Annotated in this window: 14 protein-coding genes; 11 read left to right on the top strand and 3 right to left on the bottom strand. The window is 57.2% G+C overall.

Annotated features, from left to right (window positions below; translation table 11 throughout):
- Positions 1-177: 177 nt before the first annotated feature.
- Genes ETAA8_RS24370 through ETAA8_RS24360 form a run of 3 tightly spaced genes read left to right on the top strand, consistent with a single transcriptional unit; the run spans position 178 to position 3,730 of the window.
- Positions 178-2,664 (top strand): transglutaminase family protein, encoded by a 2,487-nt coding sequence (locus tag ETAA8_RS24370; RefSeq protein ID WP_202921240.1) that lies wholly within the window; start codon positions 178-180, stop codon positions 2,662-2,664.
- Positions 2,665-2,667: 3 nt separating this feature from the next.
- Complete coding sequence (rnhA, locus tag ETAA8_RS24365) at positions 2,668-3,144, top strand: ribonuclease HI (RefSeq protein ID WP_145094655.1); 477 nt, start codon at positions 2,668-2,670, stop codon at positions 3,142-3,144.
- Between the two features lies 1 nt (position 3,145).
- On the top strand, positions 3,146-3,730 hold the full coding sequence (locus tag ETAA8_RS24360) for a hypothetical protein (protein ID WP_145094652.1): 585 nt from the start codon (positions 3,146-3,148) through the stop codon (positions 3,728-3,730).
- On the opposite strand, the gene ETAA8_RS24355 is transcribed toward ETAA8_RS24360, so the two are convergent.
- Positions 3,716-5,527: a sulfatase-like hydrolase/transferase gene (locus tag ETAA8_RS24355; RefSeq protein ID WP_145094649.1), complete on the bottom strand. Its 1,812-nt coding sequence runs from the start codon at positions 5,525-5,527 to the stop codon at positions 3,716-3,718. The genes ETAA8_RS24360 and ETAA8_RS24355 overlap by 15 nt on opposite strands.
- A 143-nt stretch (positions 5,528-5,670) precedes the next feature.
- On the opposite strand from ETAA8_RS24355, the gene ETAA8_RS24350 reads away from it, so the two are divergent.
- The 8 genes from ETAA8_RS24350 (at position 5,671) to ETAA8_RS24315 (ending at position 14,603) form a co-directional block, all read left to right on the top strand.
- Positions 5,671-6,633, top strand: coding sequence for a glycoside hydrolase family 17 protein (locus ETAA8_RS24350; protein ID WP_145094646.1), 963 nt, complete (start codon positions 5,671-5,673; stop codon positions 6,631-6,633).
- Between the two features lie 57 nt (positions 6,634-6,690).
- The gene (locus ETAA8_RS24345) at positions 6,691-7,461 is read left to right on the top strand and encodes a HEPN domain-containing protein (protein ID WP_145094643.1); all 771 of its coding nucleotides are present in this window, start codon (positions 6,691-6,693) and stop codon (positions 7,459-7,461) included.
- 25 nt (positions 7,462-7,486) lie between these two features.
- On the top strand, positions 7,487-8,320 hold the full coding sequence (locus tag ETAA8_RS24340) for a hypothetical protein (RefSeq protein WP_145094640.1): 834 nt from the start codon (positions 7,487-7,489) through the stop codon (positions 8,318-8,320).
- 920 nt (positions 8,321-9,240) lie between these two features.
- Entirely contained in the window at positions 9,241-10,164 is a 924-nt protein-coding gene (locus ETAA8_RS24335) for a DoxX family protein (RefSeq protein WP_145094637.1), read from the top strand.
- Complete coding sequence (locus ETAA8_RS24330) at positions 10,161-11,999, top strand: Gfo/Idh/MocA family protein (protein WP_145094634.1); 1,839 nt, start codon at positions 10,161-10,163, stop codon at positions 11,997-11,999. The genes ETAA8_RS24335 and ETAA8_RS24330 overlap by 4 nt, the downstream gene beginning before the upstream one ends.
- Positions 12,000-12,082: 83 nt before the next feature.
- Positions 12,083-12,595 carry a macro domain-containing protein gene (locus tag ETAA8_RS24325; RefSeq protein WP_145094631.1) on the top strand — a complete coding sequence of 171 codons (513 nt, stop codon included), beginning with the start codon at positions 12,083-12,085 and terminating at the stop codon, positions 12,593-12,595.
- Positions 12,596-12,610: 15 nt separating this feature from the next.
- The gene (locus ETAA8_RS24320) at positions 12,611-13,594 is read left to right on the top strand and encodes a phosphoglycerate dehydrogenase (RefSeq protein WP_145094628.1); all 984 of its coding nucleotides are present in this window, start codon (positions 12,611-12,613) and stop codon (positions 13,592-13,594) included.
- Positions 13,595-13,682: 88 nt separating this feature from the next.
- The gene (locus ETAA8_RS24315; protein WP_145094625.1) at positions 13,683-14,603 is read left to right on the top strand and encodes an alkaline phosphatase family protein; all 921 of its coding nucleotides are present in this window, start codon (positions 13,683-13,685) and stop codon (positions 14,601-14,603) included.
- A 428-nt stretch (positions 14,604-15,031) separates the two neighbouring features.
- On the opposite strand, the gene ETAA8_RS24310 is transcribed toward ETAA8_RS24315, so the two are convergent.
- Together ETAA8_RS24310 and ETAA8_RS24305 are read right to left on the bottom strand one after the other, a co-directional pair.
- Complete coding sequence (locus ETAA8_RS24310; protein ID WP_145094622.1) at positions 15,032-17,083, bottom strand: glycoside hydrolase family 88 protein; 2,052 nt, start codon at positions 17,081-17,083, stop codon at positions 15,032-15,034.
- A gap of 220 nt (positions 17,084-17,303) precedes the next feature.
- Positions 17,304-18,251 (bottom strand): lactate/malate dehydrogenase family protein, encoded by a 948-nt coding sequence (locus tag ETAA8_RS24305; protein ID WP_145094619.1) that lies wholly within the window; start codon positions 18,249-18,251, stop codon positions 17,304-17,306.
- Between the last annotated feature and the right edge of the window lie 65 nt (positions 18,252-18,316).

Below are 18,316 nucleotides of genomic sequence, written 5' to 3'. Positions count from 1 at the left end.
CAAAAGATCCTACTCACCCTGTGAGTAGGATCTTTTTTTATGTTTGCATTTCGCCACTTAAAGCGTGTTACGCGAGCGCTTCTAACCTTCCAACGCAAGTTTGCTATACTCGAAAGTGACGCGCGATTGGGGACCAACTCCCTTCGCGGCGTCTGCCGACGGAGCTCGGAGCTACCGATGAGTTTGCAACGCTGGCTGCAATTTCACACCGCCGCACTCGCCGTGCTGGGAGGTTGGTTCTTACTTCTCACCGGCGATAGCAGTCCGTTTCCCTATGCGCTGGCGATTGCGACGCTCGTCGCCCTCTTGGTTACCGACATCAAGAATTGGGTCAAGTTACCGCGCACGCTGGGCAATGTCGGAGCCCTCGTTGCCGTCGGTTGGTCGATGCGGAACTTCATGCGGCAAGTTCGCGAGGACCAGCTCCTGACGATCTCGCACATGCTGATTTATCTGCAAATCGTCTTGGTATTTCAGGAGAAGAGTCGCCGGGTTTATTGGCAATTGCTAGTGCTCAGCGTGTTGCAAGTTGTCGTGACCGCAGCTCTTTCGCTGGGGCCGCAATTCGGCCTGCTGCTCGTACTTTATATGGCGAACGCCGTCGCCTGCATGATGCTGCTTTGCTATCAGCGTGAAGTGAGCGAGGGGACGCCGCGCGACGCTTTAGCAGGTAAATCGCCGACGTCGCTCCATCGTCTGCTCGATCCCCCAACACTGCGCATCAGTGGTCCGCGGCGCGAACAACTCGAAAATTGGATTCGTGCGCCCTGGCTCGTCCGCAGCGTGCTCATGTTCACCTCGGCTAGCTTTCTCTTTACGCTCGTGTTCTTTTTCTCCGCCCCCAGATTGAGTGAAGCGCTATGGCAAACGTCGCGTGTGCGGGGAACTGTCAGCGGCTTTAGCGGTGAGGTGGTTCTAAAGACGCGGGGGCGCATTGAACTTAGCGATCAGCCCGTCATGCGCGTCAGCTTCAAGCGCGACGACAACCGCGAGACAGCAGCGATCGTCACCGAGCCCTACTTTCACGGCCAAGTGTTAACCAAGTACCAGCAAGACGAATATGGTGCTCGCTGGTCGTACCAGCCGGCATTCCGCTTACAACGGGCAAACATGCGGCCGCATGTCGTGCAGGCCACTCGGCCGGGAGAACTGGTACGGCAAGATATCATTCTCGAAGCCACGAATTCTCCGGTTCTGTTTGCAATGATGCCGGTGCACTTCTTGCCCGAGACACCAACTGGCATTCGCGAGTTTCGCCAATCGCCGCGGCTGATCCGTTTTGGACAAGAAGACCAAATCCAATCAGGCCGCGAATATCGCTACACGATCGGCACGCTGGCCATTCGAAATGGGCGCCAACTCCCTGCGGTCCCCCATTTCAATCCAGCACTCACGGAGCAAGAGAAATCGTATCTCATAACCGAGCGCAAGGAGCTTTGCGAGTTCTCGGTGGATCGCTTTCCTGGCACCAAAGAGATTGCCGATTCGCTCATTCGCGACCTTCAGTTGGAAAAGGCATCGACCCTTGCTCGGGCGACAGCATTGCAGAACCTGCTATTTTCATCGGGCAGCTATTCTTACTCGCTCGATCTGAGGGATCCCCAGGCCGCCACAGGCGACCGAGTGGGTATCGACCCGCTCGAAGATTTTGTCGTGCACCGTCGTCAGGGGCACTGCGAATACTTTGCGAGCGCGCTCGTCATAATGCTTCGTAGTCAAGGCATACCCGCGCGATTGGTGATTGGTTATAAGGGGGGCGATTGGAATGCACTGGGCGAGTACTTTTTAGTACGGCAACGACACGCGCATGCCTGGGTGGAGGTACTGCTCGAACCACATGAAGTGCCAGAAGATGAACTGGCCGGCACGCCCAGCAATGGCGGAGCCTGGTATCGACTCGACCCAACTCCCGGCTCGAGTGAGGCGGGACCGGAAGCGATTCAAGAGAAACGCAATGGACGCTTCTCTGATGCGTTTGACTATGCCGAGTGTCTATGGCGCGACTATGTCTTGGGACTAAATGCCGGACGCCAAGATTCTGTGCTCGATCCCATCACCACCCGCTCGCGCGATGTGCTTCCTAAAAGCATGGATCCCGCGCGCTGGCAACGCTGGGCTCAGTCAATGATGGGGGGCAAGCCTGTCGCGGCTAGTGGCAACTTGCAAGCCGCCGAGAAACGCGACTCCGAGGAAGCCGCAGTCAAGCCTTCCACTCCCTGGTTTCGCTTCTTGCTGCTCGCGTTCTTCGTCATTGTATTGCCAGCGGCGATGGCGGGAGTTTTGCTCAGCATTCGTTTTCTGCTACACCTGCTCTGGCAACGTGATCGCTCTGCCAAGGCTTCCGTTTCTGAAATGTTCGCCGGGATTCAGCGCGCGGTACAGCGACGCGGAGTTGTGGTGCGACCGCAGACAACCGCGAACGAGTTGCTGAGCGCGGTGGCCGGGCTCGGTGAAGCGGGCTCTGGTCCGGCGGTCGTGGGGCAGTCCGGCTCTCTAACTGGCATGTTGCGAACGGTAATCGATCGCTATCATCGCCTGCGCTTTAGTGGGCAGGCGACCGACGGCGACAAACGTGCGTTGGTGGAGGGCCTGGCCCAATTGCAGCAAGCGACGGCGACGTCCAGCGCCACGAACAAGGCAATCTATCATCAGGCCGCGGATTAACTCATGCCGTCCGACAGCGAAACCGTTCCCACTCAACCCGAAGTTCTCCTCTTCACCGATGGGGCATGCAGCGGGAACCCCGGTCCGGGTGGCTGGGCTTTCATTCTGAAGCATCCCGCCAGCGGCACGGTGAAGGAAGTCAACGGTGCCGAGCGCGATACCACAAACAATCGCATGGAATTGATGGCCGTCATCCAAGGACTGAACACACTCAAGCGGCCCGTTTATGTCGAGATCTTTACCGACAGCGAATACGTCCGCAAAGGGATGCAGGAGTGGATGGCTGGCTGGAAACGGAACGGCTGGAAGCGGAAAGAGCAAGGCAAGCTAAAGCCCTTGAAGAACGACGATCTGTGGAAGCAGCTCGACGAGCAAATGGCCAAACATCAACTCAAGCTCACACGTGTGGCTGGCCATAGCGGCCATCCCGAAAATGACCGCTGCGATGAACTCGCCGTGGAAGCTTATCGGATGATGTGAAATGCGCGCCCGCCGTTCACGAAACTCCGCAACCTTCAGCCTGCGCACGCTACTTGGATTCGCCGTCGGCATCGCAATCTTGCTCGGACTGCGGATGTACATCGATGTAATCCTGGTCATGCTCTACTGCAGCGTGTTGTCGGGAGTGTTGCTGGTGGGCCGCATTGCGGCCGCGGCGTCCCCAAAGTGGTCCGCTGGAAATCCAGTCGGCTCGCAGTATGACCCCAATTCGATACTACGAATTTTAATTGCAGCCCACGTTTTGGTGACGTATCGAATTTGGCATTGTTTCGTGCTCATGACTTCCACGGATGCTGGTCTCGATTACCTTTTCGGAGAACCAATCGTCTTTGGGTTGTCGATCTATTCCTTACAAATGGTGCTGCTACTGGTCACCGAGATTCTTATCCTGACTATATTTGTCATCAATTGCCTTGTGGCGGGCAAAGTGGATGCTCGGGAAAGTTACATCACTGCAGGATTACTCGCAATCTTGCTGCTCTGCCATCTGGCACATCCTTGGTTCATTCCTGGGCTGCGCAATTTCACTTTCTGGTTGTACGCGCCGCCACTACCTGTCGAGTAGCGTCAAAGTTACTTCCAGCAGGTCCATCACTTCGCTGCCGGGAATATCAGAGGCCTGCAGCGTGAGTGGTCCCCGGCCACGTTCCAAGTGGATCGTGCCGAGTTTCAGCGGGCGGAACTCTTTCATCTTCGATTCCGCTGGGGGCCGCGGCAGCGTTTCTTGGTTGGTGTAGAGCAGCGGATCCCAGCCCGGCATCACTTTGCCACTTAGCGTTTGCTTGAGAAAGGTGAGTTCAATCGTCGAGCCCGCGGCTGCGAGTGGGCAAGTGTAGCGCAACTCGACGGCATAGTTGCCTGTCGTATTGACGTCGATCTCCCACACGAGCGAATCTTCCTTGCTCTTCCAATTCACGAAGTAGGAACTGTTCGGCGCGCCAGAGCTTCGTTTCACACTGCCCACTGGTTCGCCATCGCGGGCCGGCAGCCAGGTGCGAGGGAATTCTCGATAGCCGACGGGAATGGGACGCGGATCAACGGATTTTCGCTTGTTGCCACTTGGCGCGCCGGGTGTGACATCGAAACCCATTTCTATCCGCCACGCCTGCACGGTAGCAGCGAGGCGATCGACCGTTCCCTGCTGTTGATCGTTGACGGCTTTGGTCTGACTCGGGTCGGCGACCAGGTCGAATAGCTGCCCGGCATTGTCGAGGCGGTATTGATTCGTCCGCACGCTTACATTGCGTCCCCAGGTCGAGAAGATCATCCGCTCGGCGGGCACTTTCTTTGTTTCCATTAAGTACGGCGAAAGATCCTGGCCATCCAACGGTTTGTCGCCGACGCGCTCAATGCCCGCCAGCGTGCAGAGCGTGGGCAGGAGATCAATCGCGCCGGAAATTCCGCTGATGGTGCGGTCTTTGGGCAATTTTGCGGGCCAGCGCCAATAGCAAGTCGAGCGCACGCCCCCTTCGTCGGTCGACCCTTTGCGTCCCTTCATCTCGCCATTCCAACGCCATGAATTGGGGCCGTTGTCACTGAAGTAGAGGACAATCGTATTGTCCGCAAGCTTTAATTCGTCGAGCTTGCTGAGCACGCGACCAACGTTTTCATCTTGGTTCTGAATCATTGCGAGAGCGCAGCGAGTTTCGTCAAGATTCTCTTGCTTTGACTGTGTTCCTCGCTGAGTGATCGGCTTCTCTTTGAACCGCTGCCAGTTTTGTTCCGGCACTGCCCAGGGAGAATGCGGAGTTGTGAACGGCACGTAGCAGAAAAAAGGCTGCTTCGCGTTCCGTTCAATGAACTTGATCGCCGCCGTCGTGCATATGTCGACGATATAGCCTTTCTCGCGCACGGGTTGGCCGTTGTGCTCCAGCGGCGGATCGAAGTATTCGCCCCAATGCCCCGAGGTGTAGCCGTAGTATTCGTCGAAGCCGCGAGCCATCGGGTGATAGGGCCATTGGCTGCCGTTGTGCCACTTGCCGAAAGCGCCGGTGGCATAGCCGGCCGCTTGGAAGGCGTCGGCGATCGTCCGCTCATCGAGATTCATCCGCTCCTGACCGGTCGAAACGCCGTACACACCAGTGCGCGGATGATAACGGCCGGTGAGAAACTCGGCGCGCGTGGGAGCACAAACGGGGCAGACAAAAAACCGGTCGAGGGTGACGCCATTGGCCGCCAACGAATCGATGTGCGGCGTGGCGACGCTTTTATTGCCGTTGCGGCTATAGTCTCCCCAGCCCGCATCGTCGGCGAGGAAGATGACGACATTGGGCCGGGCGTTCTCGGCGGCTCGCGACATTTCTCCCGTTGCCACCAGTAACAGCAACAGCAGCGCTGACCAACAGACGGTAATGAATCGCATGGGAGGGTTCCGTTTCCGTTTTTCTACTTGAGCCGGCAGCATCATGGCGAAATAGCTGGCCGCGCCCGACCGGACGGTTTACATTCTCAGTCGATTCAATTACTCCTGGCAATGCCTGGCTCCTCACCCGCAAGAGTTTATTCATGAATCGTTTGCACGTTCGAATTGCTTCCTTTCTGCTCACGCTGTTGACGGCGGCAACGTCCTTCGCTCAGCATCGGACCGATAACTCGTACCCGTTCTTTTCGTACCTGACGAGTAAAGAAACTCCCGGCAAGATGATTTGCTACACGCCCGCGGAACTCGACCCGCGCGTGGAAGCCAATCAAGGCAAGTTGCTGACCAGTTCGATTCGCGCTGACCTGACGGCACTTCGTCCTGCGTTCGACGGACTCGTGTTGTATGGCTATCACGAAGCTTGCACGCCGCGGATTGTGGCGGTTGCGCGCGAGCTGAAGTATCGCGGGCTGCTGCTCGCGATCTGGAATCCGAAATCGACCGCTGAGGTCGATGGCGTCGCGGCGCTGGCCAAGCAGTACGACGGCATCTTCAACATGGGCGTGCTGGTCGGCAATGAAGGGATCACCTTCAAGCGTTACGAATTGGAAGATCTCGCCATCGCGGAAGCACGCCTGCGTCGCGCGCTGCCGCAGAACATTCCCGTCAGCACGAGCGAGCCATTGCACGGCTACTCAATCGACACGATTCTCAAGTTCGGCGATTTTCTCTGCCCGAACATTCACCCGGTCTTTGACCGCAAAGACTTGCCGGCCGACAAGGCAGCGCAGTGGACTCGCGAAGAAGCTGCCAAGATCGCCAAGAAGACCGGTAAGCCCGTGATTGTCAAAGAGACCGGCTTTCCGCACGCGGGGGGCCCGCTCTACTCGCCCACTTCGCAAAGCGACTTCTGGCATCACTACACCCAGGCCGGCCGCATCGCCGAAGCGGGCGAATCATGGGCCTGCCACGCCGTTGGCTTCGAAGCCTTCGATCTTCCCTGGAAGGCGGTCGAGTCCAAACTCGAAATCGAAAAGTCCTGGGGCCTGCTAGGACCTGATCGTAAGCCGCACGCTGCGTTTCGCGTGTGGAAAGAATTGGATGAGTAGCTAATCTAAGTTTCATTTATTGATCGTCGGCAATCCGTGCATTCATTGGAAGCGGGCATGGCAACACAAAAGACCAAATCACTCGAACGTCACAAAGCAGCGGTCCAGGGAGCATTTGATTTTGCTGTTACGATTTGCTATTCCATCCCTCAACTAAGTCAGCACTTGGCCGAAGTCGAAAGTGGCAAGACTGCGTTGCAGCAGCCACACTACTTCGCGCCACAAAACAGTACAGTTTTCCTCAAGGACAACGTGGTCGAGTTTGAAAACCGGCTGTCGACGTATTTGCTGCTGAGCATATTCAGCTTTTTTGAAAGCTACATAAAGTCTGTTGTAACAGAGATGCTCGAGTTTCATGGTGGTGCCGACGCATTTTTGGCACTTGCGGAAAAACGCGATAGAACGCTAACTGGCGTTTCAGAAACGGCTGATGTTTTGGAAGCAAAGAAGAAGCTCAGAAAGGACGTGAGTTCAAAGTACGCAAAATATCAAAAGTACTCGAAAGTACTTCGAGCTCACGGTTATCGGTTTCCGTCGGAACGTCTCTCGTCGTATGGTGCTCGCATGTTAATCAGTGAACTTAAGAAGCTAAAGGCCGCAGGAATTCCTGACCTTCTTGAGCACGGCCTTTCAGTTCGCATAACTTCTATGGAGAAAACCAAATTTAACGACATCAAGAAATGTCGCAACAACGCGGCCCACGGCACGCCAACAGCAATTGATTTGTCCTACATACGCGATGCAAATGAGTTCTTTCGAGATTGGTCATTTCGCATAGACAGTCACCTGATCGAACACTTTTTTGTGGTTGGGAAGTACGCGTATTGAGTTTTTGTTTAAGGATCTCTGATAAATGCGACACCTCTCCTGCCTGATTAGTTTTGTTGTCTTGCTGCTCGCCTCAGCCACCCTCTCGGCGCAAACGCCCGACGAGATCACGGCGCTCATCGCGCGGCTCGTGGAACTCGATTCGATCGATCTCGCGAAGGAAGTAAAATTTCGCCCCGGCCTGGAACCGCCTCTGCACGAACTCGACGCGGATGAGTCGGCGATGAAGGTTCTCTCGAATCCTTACGAAGTGTTCGGCCAGAACAAACCGGGTGCCGCAGGCTGGTACCGGATCAGCTTTGTGGTGCCGGAGAAGCTGGGGAAGATTGCGATCCCGAAGAACGGCTACAACCTAGGGATCGAAACCAACTGCCTCGGTCGCTGGGAGACCTACGCCTACATCAACGGCAAGCCCGCTGGCCTGTGGAGCAAAGACGGCATGCAAATGAATCAGGACCAGCGGCCGACGGTCTGGATGAGCAACGCCCCGATGCCAACCAAAGCGGGCGACAAGATTACGTTCGCGATCCTGAACACTGCGTCGCCGCTGGGACGCGGCAGTCCGGACGGCTTCGGTCTCCGGCACTTGCGAATTCGGTTCGCGCTGGCCCACACCGCTTCGCGTCGCCCGTTTTACGGCGATGTCTTGGCACCCGGCCAAGGGAACGGCCTGCACGGGGCCCGCGAACTTCTTTCTACTCGCCAAGGAGACGACCTGACCGCCCTCCAAGCCAAGCTCAAGGGCCCACTCTCGCGGATCGACGCCGTCTTTGCCGCTGGCGAAACGGGCAAGCTCGACGAGCTCTCAAAGGCCATGAAGGACGCATCGGTGGAGATCAATGAGGCACTAAAAAAGTAGTTTCCTCCGTACGCGATTCGCCAAATGGGCACAACATGCTGGTACGCCCAATTTATGCGAGTGTAGAATTTCCGGTTGAAAAACACGGTGCATTCCGCAAGCGGATCCACGAATGAGTCATGTTGCTGCCAGTTCATATCGCAAGAGGCGTCGATGGCGGAAACTGCTGCAGTACTTTGGAGTTCACTTTGCTGCGAGTTTTGTTTTTTTGCTCGCTCGTCTCATTCGTTCCGCTTGCTGCTGCTTCGCTCATTGATGGAATCACATTTACCCAAACCCTAAGATCGACTCCGCTACTTTTGCTCTATTTTCCGATAGGGCAGGCGCTGATTTGCACGCTTTCAGGACGCTGTGAACGGCCTGCATACTTGAGCCGGAAAGCGAAGCGAGAGAGTATCGAACTCTATGGGCAGATTGCTAGAAAGTGCGACACTACTCCATGGATCTGGATACTTATGTGTCTCGTGGTCGCTGCAGTCATCTCGACTGGCTTACTCGTTCGACTAGCTAATTCGACGCAAGTTTAAGGTCTGGGGTTCTGATCTTCCGCTCACCACTGCCCTTCAGGGCCGGGTCGGTCGTGTTGAGAGGCCTTTCAACTTATTGTGCCTTCCAACGCAACACTCACTGTCAGCGGTGCGTCTGATTGTGGAAAAAACTGACCTGGAAATAACCAAACAGAGTGTATCCGGCAGGGACCAGTTGCTTTTGGTCGCTGGCGGCAACCCGCTTCCGACTGGCTGAAATCTCATATCCGCCGGCTACGAAGCGGTTGGCGAACCGCCGGCGACTAGTCATAATGGCAGATTCTTCGGTCGGTTTGGGCAGTGCTGGCAATGATCGCCGGCGGCCTGAATCGAACTAGGATTCTTTGAGGAGCCTCTCCCCTGAGTACGTATCGCATTTCGGTTGGCTGGTGGGTGGTCGCGGCTATTGTGGCCCTACGCGTGGGCGTGGGTCTGCATTTCTACTTGGAAGGGACTGCCAAACTGCGGGATAAAAAGCCGTTTACGGGCGGCTTCTTTGCCAATGCCAAGGGCCCGCTGGCTCCCCTGTATCGCAACATGGTCTGGGACATCGACGGCAAGTTTCGTCTCGATGGTCAGGCAACCCTCGCGTATTGGAAAACGTACGGTAAGCAGGTTGCCAGACATTTTCATTTCGACGAGAAGCAAGCCAAGGCCGCCGATAAGGTTGTGGAAGACTTCACCAAGCGGTTCAAGTGGTACTTTGGCTCCAAGCGAGAGGAAATCAGCGAGTACCTGGACCAATTGGAGCGGCGCGACGCGAACCGCAATGATTTGGCACGCAAAGGGCTAACATCAATGCAAGCGCACGATGCCCGCATCGATGCCGATCGCAATCAACTCCGCGGGCCGCTGCTTGCGGATATCGACAAGATCTGGAAAGACCTGGAGAACGACCTGAACGCCATTGCCACCGAGCAACAATTAGTCAGGCACGGACGAATGCCCATTGGCAAGCTCGGGCGTCAACCGCTCGATTCCGAGTTCATGGATTGGTTCATGCCGTACTTCGATACCGTCGTGGGGTTTTTATTGATCGTCGGCTTGTTCACCCGCCCAGTTGCAGTTGTGGCTGGGTTGTTTCTGGCCAGCGTGTGTGCGTCGCAATGGCCGGGTTCCAGTGGCGCGGCCCCGATTTATTATCAGTTTGTCGAGATGCTCGCCCTGTTCGTGCTGGCCGCGATGGGTGCGGGACAATTTTTAGGTTTAGATTATGTGGTAGGTGGCATCTGGCGACAGTATCGCCGGACGCGACCAGCGGCAGCCAAAACAGTTCCGGTTCCTAGTGGATCGGTGAAACAAGGAGCGAAAGCATGAACCTGACCCCAGAAGAACGGGCCGTTGGTCAAGAGAACTACTATTCGGCAATGGATGCGCTCGACCGCTCCCCTGCTGCTGAACCATTCAATCGCCGCGACTTCCTCAAAGGTGTCGTTGGTGCCGGCATCGTCTCCGGTGCAGGTCTCGGAGCCGCTTACTTCTGGCAGCAAGACCAGAAACTCGCCAGCCCGGTGCGAATTGCAATCATCGGAACTGGAGACGAAGGGGGCGTACTCATCAACGCCTGCAATCCAGAATATGTCGATGTCGTGGAGATCTGCGACATTCGGCCCTACAACGTCCATCGCGCGTTTCACGGCGACTGGGCCGGTGACGTGGCTCTCGCCAATCGCCAGGGGCTGATCAAGCGTTACGGTTTCTCGGACGAGACCGCGGCCAAGCAGCACATCAAGGTCACCGAAGACTACAAAGCAGTGCTGAAGAATCCCGACGTCGAGGCGATCATTATCGCCCTGCCGTTGCACCTGCACGCTCCGGTGGCTATCGAAGCCATGCAGGCCGGCAAGCATGTGCTGACGGAAAAGTTAATGGCCCACAATGTGGCCCAATGCAAGTTGATGGGGCGCGTGGCCGATAAGACCGGCAAGATTCTGTGTGTCGGTCATCAGCGGCACTACAGCGTGCTCTATGACAATGCGGTCAATCTGCTCCGCTGGGGCGTGCTGGGCGAGATGCACCACATTCGCGCGCAGTGGCACCGCGGCAATTTGCCCGGTTCAGACACTTGGCAACCACCACTGCCCTGGGAAATCGACACGGTCAACGCTAAGGGAGAATCCGAGAAGATCAACTTCGTTGCCAAGAAGCTCGATGCACTGAAGAAGTCCCTCAAGGACGAAAAGAATCCCGGCACCGCAAACATGCTCGCAAAGCAAGTGGCCCAGTGGACTGCCTGGCTGCTTGATGCCGACGTCGATGCGAAGAAGTACGGGTACCAGGACTTCCCGCTTGGAGACGGCAAGATGCGCGAAGCTCGCGAAGAGCTGATGCGCTGGCGGTTGTTCCAGCGGACTGGCGGCGGCTTGATGGCCGAACTCGGCAGCCATCAACTCGATGCGGCCAGCATCTTCTGCAGTGCCCTCCGCAAGGACGGCAAAAAGGCTCACCCGCTCAGCGTGCATGCCGTGGGTGGCCGTCACACCTTCCCCCTCGATCGCGAGGCAGAGGATCACGTTTACTGCATGTACGAATTCCCTGGGCCAGGCTACGAACCGGGTTACGATCCGGGCTACTACGATCCGGCAATGAACTATCCCGGCAAGGATGGAATTCCTTCGTACGACGCCGTGAAGCATCCGGAGAAGAAGGTCGTGGTTACCTACTCTTCGATCAACGGCAACGGTTGGGGTGGCTATGGCGAAACGGTCATGGGGACCAAGGGCACCCTGCTGCTCGAGCGCGAGCAGGAAGTACTGCTGTTCAAGAACAGCGATACCTCGACCAAGATTGGCGTGAAGGACGACAAGGGTGGTCCGACGCTCGATACGCAAGCCAGCGGCAAGGGACCTTCCCTCGCCAAGGCAGCCGCCACTTCGGGCCCCGTCAGTCGCGGTTACACCGAAGAGATCGAGCATTGGGCCTGGTGCATCCGCAACCCAGCTCGCGAGAATCAGCCGCGCTGCAATGCCAAGGTTGCTCTCGGCGACGCCGTGATCGCTCTCGCCACGAACGTGGCCATCGACAATGCCAACAAGGGTAAGGGCGGTTACCTGGCATTCAGCGAAGACTGGTACGACATCAACAGCGACGCCACGCCCGACGGCAGCGACGTCAAAGCTGAAGCTGCCAAGTTCGGTGCGGAACTAGCGTGAGGATTTATCATTTACTCCCTCTCCTCGGTACTCCGGGGTGAGGGGGCCGAACTGTAAATGGTCCAACCATTTCGAACGCTTCGATGACGAAATGGCAAATCATCCACGGCGACCTTCTCGATGTCGCCGCAGACGGCCTGTTGTGCTCCGCGAATCCGAGTCTCAACCTTTCGGGTGGAGTGGGAGGAGCATTCTCACTCCGCTACGGACCTTCGATGCAGACTCTTCTGCACGAGTATCTGCGCGATCGCGGCCTGCGCAATGTGCCAACTGGTACTGCAGTAGTAATGCCGGGCTGTGGTTCGCCTTTTCGAGCGGTAGCTCAAGCGGTGGCAATTGACGTCTTCTATGGCACAAGCTCCGAAGTGATTTTGCAAACGTATTCTGCCGCAACACTCGCCTTGGCCGCAGCTGGCTGCCGTTCAATCGCTGCCGCATGTCTAGGTTGTGGCTATGGTCGGTGCCCCGCAGAAGAATTCCTGAAATCTGTTCGCGCCTTGATTGCCAATCCGATCGACAATGTCGACGATATGACTCTTGCGACCACCAACGAATCATTAGCCGATTCTCTCCGACATCTGATCTCTGCTTGCTGACCTCTGGAGCTTTCGATGCCACGTGTTCTGATTACTCCTGTCGTCTATGCATCGGGCAAGGGCCCGTGGCGTGACGTTCTCGATGCGGCGGGCTTCGAAGTGGTGATGGCCGAGGGTGATTGCACCTTGCATCCGCCAGCCGAGTTCATTCGCCAGTTGCAAGGGATCGATTGCACGCTGGCCAGTGTCGAACGTTACTCTGAGCCGATCTTCGCCGGCAGCAAGCTCCGCGCGGTGGCTCGGGTTGGTGTTGGTTACGATGCGGTGGATGTTGCGGCAGCCACCAGGCACAACGCGGCCGTCATCATCACGCCCGGCACCAACGAGCACTCAGTTGCCGAGCAGGCGATTGCCCTGATTACGGCCGTCTTTCGCGATACTTGCACACGCGACCGCGAGATCCGCCGCAATCTGTGGCGGCGCGATTGCCCACGACGTTTGGCTGGCAACACCATCGGCCTTGTCGGTCTCGGTCGCATTGGCCGCGCGATGACTCCCCGCTGCCAGGGGCTGGGGCTGAAGGTGATCGCATACGATCCGTACGCCGATGCCGCCTTCGCCCAGCAGCGAGGCATCGAGTTGGTTTCGTTTCAGGATCTGCTGGCCCAGGCCGATATCGTCAGTTTGCACATGCCCTGCACGCCGGAAACGACAGACATCATCAATCGCCGCACCTTGGCGCTGATGAAGCAAAACAGCGTGCTGATTAATACTTCGCGCGGTGGCCTTGTCGACGAAGACGCACTGGCCGAAGCGATCGCCAGCGGGCATTTGTTCGGCGCGGGACTCGACGTCACCAAGACCGAACCGTTGCCGCATTCCAGTCCGCTGCGGCAGTTCGAGAATGTCGTCTTCGCACCGCATCTCGGCGGCATCGATCAAACGGCCCTCGATGCCATGGGCAAGTTGGCGGCCGAGTGCCTGGTCGATCTGGCCCAAGGCCGCTGGCCACAAGGCTGCATCGTGAACGACACGCTACGCGAAGGTTGGCGTTGGTAAAAGTTTCCTTGACTGTGATTCACCCGCCCCCAGGCCTGCCCCGGGGGTTAAACGGCTTTTGCGCTAGCAGGTTTGAGGAAACTCTACGATGTTTCGTCGTCTATTGGTCCTTGCCATTGTCTTGCTGGTTCCTGCCTGTGCCTCCGCTGCCGAGAAAGTAAAAAAAGTCCTCTACATCGGCATCGATGGCACCCGCTTCGATGCAGTCGAGAAGGCCGAAACGCCGCAGTTGCACGCGCTCCTGAAAGAGGGCATTCATTCGCCCAGTTGCCTGATTCTCGGCGATCGCTATCAAAAGAACGATACCGTCAGCGGGCCGGGGTGGTCGACCATTCTCACCGGCGTGTGGGCCGATAAACATGGCGTACACGACAATCAATTCAAAGACAGCAAGTACACCGACTTCCCTCACTTCTTCGCCCGCCTCAAGGAAGTTCGCCCCGCTGCCCGCACCGTGTCGCACGTCACCTGGAAACCCGTGCATGAGAAGATCACTTCGGCTGCCGACGTTTCGGTCAATTACGAAGAGAAGGCGCACGGCGTGCTCGATTACGACCGTTACGACAACGCAGCGGTGGCGGCCGGTGTGCAGGAACTGGCCGAAGGCAATCCGGATGTGCTGTTCGTGTATATCGGCCAGGTAGACGTTGCCGGGCACGCGCATGGCTTTCATCCCACCGTGCCGGAGTACATTTCCGCAATCGAACGGGCCGACAAATTGGTGGGCCAGTTGGTCGCGGCCATGAAGGCCCGCCAGACCTATGCGGCCGAAGACTGGCTAGTGGTCGTCACCAGCGACCACGGTGGCAAAGGCAAGGGGCATGGCAGCGGCCATAAAATTCCCGAGATCCTCAGCAGCTTTCTGATCGTCAGTGGTCCCGCTGCAGAGCGTGGCACCTTTGCCGAGCAGGTCTATCTGGTCGATGCACCGGTTACGGTACTGGCCCACCTCGGCGCAACACCGAAGGACGAATGGAAACTTGACGGCAAGCCGGTGGGCTTGAAATAGTTGGTATTTTCTCAACGCAACCCCAAGAGCCAAGTCACTCGACGCCCGCCTCGGCTCACAGGACGCGAGGTTAATCAACACCCCCCCTTTTGCGTGCATTGCAGTCAAGTCCTTTGGCGGCAACGAATTGCGCCCAACTTGCCAATCGCGAAAACATCCTCTTTGTTGATTAACCCCTCGGCGGCGCTTCACGGCCCGTGAATTTCCAGGTGTGCCAGGCAGCAATTCCGCGCCGATCAAACTACGCCCGCGGTGCAGAAGTGCGCTCCACCAGGTTGTCAAATAGCCGCTTAGATTGTCGATAACTAGTGAATAGTTGTCAAGTACATGTAAGGGATATTTTCCTTCTGTCTCGGCTCGGGTGGCGACGTCGCACTCCGTCGGCTGCTGCCTGTTCAATTTCGGGAAGCAATTTCAAGTGGTGATTGTTACGTGCTCGACGGATTGGTGATCTTCGCATATCGCAACAGCGCTTCTACATAGTAGTAGTCGCCATAGATCAAGCTGCTGTTATTGCCGGGATACTTCTGGGCCCCGTGCAACAACATTGAAGGATGTTGTGGTGGAGCAAAGTAGCTGGGCGAAGAGAGCGAGTCGAGCATGCGCACGGCGGCCTCAAAATATTTCACGCTGCGGGCCGGATCGGTTTCGAGCGTCGATAGTTCCAGCAGTGCCGAGGCAGAGATCGCCGCAGCTGACGAATCTTTGTGAGCGAGACCCGTATACGGCGACTGAAAGTCAGCTGCCGGGACATAATCTTCCGGCAAATTGGCAATGAAGTAGTCGGCGGTGCGGCGCGCACCTTCGAGGAACGTCGCATCGCCGGTCTCGCGATACGTCATGGTGAAGCCATACACGGCCCAAGACTGTCCGCGCGACCAGGTGGAATTGGTGTTCATCCCTTGGGCGGTCGACTTCGAGGTGACGCCCCCGGTGGTCGTGTTGTAATTGACGACGTGAAAAGTGCTGCCATCCGCGCGCACGTGATTTTGCAGTGTCTTCGTCGCGTGGCTGACGGCCATGTTGTACAGCTCTTGCGCTGATCCACCCGTGGAAGTGGTGCCGCCATTTTTTGCGGCATAGAACAACATTTCCAGGTTCATCATGTTGTCGATGATCACGCGGAAGCCGCCGCCATCCCACGAACGCATTACTCCGGCCTTCGTGTTAAATCGACTGCTGAGCGACTTGGCAGCCTGCAGTACCACCGCCTTGTAACTTTCGCTGCCCGTCAAGCGTTCGCCTTGACCAAAGCTGTTGTGGATCATGAACCCCAAGTCGTGCGTGCTCGTCCGATTCTTCTGGCTTTCGAGTCCCGCCGTCCACGCTTCGGCTTTTGTCCGCCACGCGACATCGCCAGTCGCCTCGTACATTTGCCACAACAGGCCGGGATAGAAGCCTGCAGTCCAATCACCGGCTCCCACGGCGCTCCAACTGGTAGCCGAAACACTGGCCGAGCCGGCATAGCGAGTCTTGACTGTGTTCTTGGCATCGTGCGAAGCAAGTTTCGCTCGTGCGACGGCCAGAATACCGGAAACATCTAGCGTCGGCAGGACTTCGACGTGCACCGTCGGTTCCGGCAGGATTTCGCCGACTGCGCGGAACTCGATGGCATCGATATCGAACGCGGTCAGGCCGAGTGCACTTCCATCGAGGCGCAGGCCACTTTCGTAGGTCTTGGTAGTGAGGTTGAAATTAAACACATCCTCGTCGTCACCGGCTGCACCTGTCACCGCAAAAGGCCCGTTCGTCGACATCTGCACGACAGTCGCGTCCAGCATGTCGATGGCATCGAGTTTCTCGTTGGTGGTCGTCAGGCCAAACTTGCTGCCGTCGAACAGCTGCGTCCATTTGCCTGCCGTGGTGTTGCCGAGCGCAGTCGGGGCAAATTGAAGGAGGTCTTCGCCGTAACCAATCACGCCGCCAACGGAGTAGAGCCCTTCGGTCGAAATGACCAATTTGCCGTCGGGCATGATCGAGAGAGCATCAATATCGGAGCTGGCATACGTCAGTCCGACATCGCTGCCATCGAAATAGAGCGACCAGGTTCCCATCGTCTTGCTGCCGTAGCCATCAATGGCCGGCACAAATCGCAGCAGGTCTTCGTCTTCAGCAGTCACGCCCGGCACAGTTGCGCGACCCATAGTGGAAATTACCAGGCTTCCATCGGGCAGGATTGCCAGGGCGTCGATGTCTTCATCGTCGGTCTCCAGACCCACATCGCTGCCATCGAACAGCAACCGGTAGCGATACGAAAGTACGCTCCCGCCAGCTGACCGCTCAATGTCGAGCCGCAGCACGTCTGAGTCATCCACTTTTACGGACACGCCGTCCGAGCCGGTCACCGTGCCGGGAGTGTCGGTCGAAAGATAGATCGTTTCCGCAAGTGGCAGTGCAGCCATCATGGCCCGCAGTTCCAACGATTCGAGTCGCAAGGGGCGCTGGAAAAGTTGCTTGCGAGAACGTGCAGAGTGAGTCATGGGAGTTGCTGCCTGCGGGTGGCAAATCGATCGCGAGCAGTCAGTATAATTGGCTCCCTTGGCCTTCCAACTACTTCAGGCTATCGACATTGACCGAGACAATTTGTCAGCGACCGGGCAGCGCGATTGTAGGGATTTGAGCGACCGCGCGCAGAGCCGTAGTTGCTGCTGCGCGGGCGAATTCGCGAGAAACGCGAAGAAAAATGGCCGGTGCTTCGGACTATTTCTTCTGCCGGCCAATTCGGGCCAGGACAGTTTCCAATGTTTGACGCAGAACTAGCCCGCTCTTGCGCAGGAGTTGAACTTCCTTCGGCCAGAGTTCGATCTGGTGGCGAGCGACCACACCCTTGCGGCCAACCACAGTCGGTACGCTGAGGGCGACATCGCGAATGTCGTAGCAACCTTCTTGCACGCTGCTCACCGGCAGAATGCGTTGCTGATCGAGCACGATCGAATGAATCACGTCGCGGATGGCGATGCCCACGGCAAAACCGGCCCCGGTCTTCTTCTTGATCACTTCCGCGCCCGAGCCCTTGGTGCGCGTGAAGAGCTCGTCGGCCAGCTTGGGACTCCAGCCCGGAAACTTCTCCAGTGGAAGATTCGCGATGCAAGCGCTCGACCAGATTGGCACCATGCTATCGCCGTGCTCACCGAGGATGAGCGCCTGGACTTGCGTCGGCGAGGCCTTCATTTGCTGCGCGATCAAGCTGCGGAAGCGAATGGTATCGAGCTGCGTGCCGAGACCAATCACCTGGCTCAGCGGCAGGCCCAGACGATCGGCAGCGACATAGGTGAGAATGTCGACTGGGTTCGACACCACAACGACAATTGCATCCTTCTTGACGCCGGCCTTGATCACTTCGTTGAGAATGCCGACAAACAGATCGGTGTTGCGATTGATCAGATCGAGGCGGCTTTCATCGGGCTTGCGACGCAGACCTGCCGTGATGCAGATGATGTCGGAACTCGGAATGTGCTCGTAGCCGCCCGAGGTAATGACTTGATCGGCCACGCTTGGCGCGCCGTGCAGCATGTCGAGGGCCTGGCCACTCGCCAGTTCCGCGTTCACGTCGAGGAGTGCGATCTCGCTGACGACGCCGCCGCATTGCAGCGCAAAGCCCGCGCTCGAGCCAACCAAACCGCCGCCGCCAATGATGGAAACTTTCATGATTGCAGATTTCGTATTTAGGTAGCCCGACGCGTAAGCGAGGGAGAAGTGTGAATGAACCTCGA

Origin of the sequence: Anatilimnocola aggregata, from assembly GCF_007747655.1 — a bacterium.
Taxonomy (GTDB): Bacteria; Planctomycetota; Planctomycetia; order Pirellulales; family Pirellulaceae; genus Anatilimnocola; species Anatilimnocola aggregata.
Note: the sequence above shows the minus strand (reverse complement) of the source record. Positions and strands in the feature narration are given on the sequence as shown.